The organism is Streptomyces europaeiscabiei, from assembly GCF_001550375.1.
GTDB lineage: Bacteria > Actinomycetota > Actinomycetes > Streptomycetales > Streptomycetaceae > Streptomyces > Streptomyces europaeiscabiei.
The window spans coordinates 1-994 of record NZ_LRTR01000701.1 but is presented as its reverse complement, the minus strand read 5'-3'; the positions used below and the strand labels follow the sequence as shown (position 1 = coordinate 994).

1 protein-coding gene is annotated in these 994 nt (G+C 76.3%); it reads left to right on the top strand.

Going from position 1 to position 994, the window contains the following annotated elements; all coding sequences use genetic code 11:
* On the top strand, positions 1 to 994 hold a 994-nt coding region (locus AWZ10_RS34855; RefSeq protein ID WP_159058458.1), incomplete at both ends, for an acyltransferase domain-containing protein.

Genomic DNA, 994 nt, shown 5'->3' with positions numbered 1-994 from the left:
GACACCGCCGCCGTCGAGGCCGTCGCCGCCGAACTCGCCGCCCGCAGCCGGACCACCCGCGGGCTGCGCGTCTCGCACGCCTTCCACTCGGCGCGCATGGACGCCGCCCTGGACGACTTCCGTACCGTCGCCGAGAGCGTCACCGCGCATCCGCCGCGCCTCACCGTCGTCTCCAACCTCACCGGCGGCCCCGCCACCGCCGAGGAACTGGCCTCCGCCGACTACTGGGTGCGCCACCTGCGCCACACGGTCCGCTTCGCCGACGGCGTCGGCTGGCTCGCCGCCCACGGCGTCACCCGCTACCTCGAACTCGGCCCCGACGCCACCCTCACCGCGCTCACCCGCTCCTGCCTGCCCGACGACACCACCGACCGGGTCTGCGTGCCGCTGCTGCGCAAGGACCGTCCCGAACGCGGCACCCTGCTCGCCGCCGTCGCCGCCGCCCATGTGCACGGCGTCCGCGTCGACCTCGACGCGCTGCTGGGCGCCGACCCGGCCGACCCACGCATCGCCCTGCCCACCTACGCCTTCACCCGGGACCGTTACTGGCTGCCGCCCGCCCTCACCACCGCCGACGTCACCGGCGCCGGACTGACCGGAACCGGGCACCCGCTGCTCGGCGCCGTCGTCCGCGTCGCCGACGACGACCGGGTGCTGCTCACCGGCCGCCTGTCCACCCGCGCCCAGCCCTGGCTCGCCGACCACACCGTGTCCGGCACCGTCCTGCTGCCCGGTACGGCGTTCGTCGAACTCGTCCTGCGCGCCGGCGACGAGGTCGGCTGCGGCCTCCTCGACGACCTCACCCTGGAAGCCCCGCTGGTGCTCCCGGACACCGTCGGCGTCCAGCTCCAGATCGCCCTCGGTGCCCCCGGCCCCACGGGCCACCGCCCCGTCACCGTGCACTCCCGTCCCGACGCCGACGACGACTCCCCGTGGACCCGGCACGCCACCGCCGTCCTCGCCCCGGCACCCGCCGCCACCGAGGCCGAGAGAT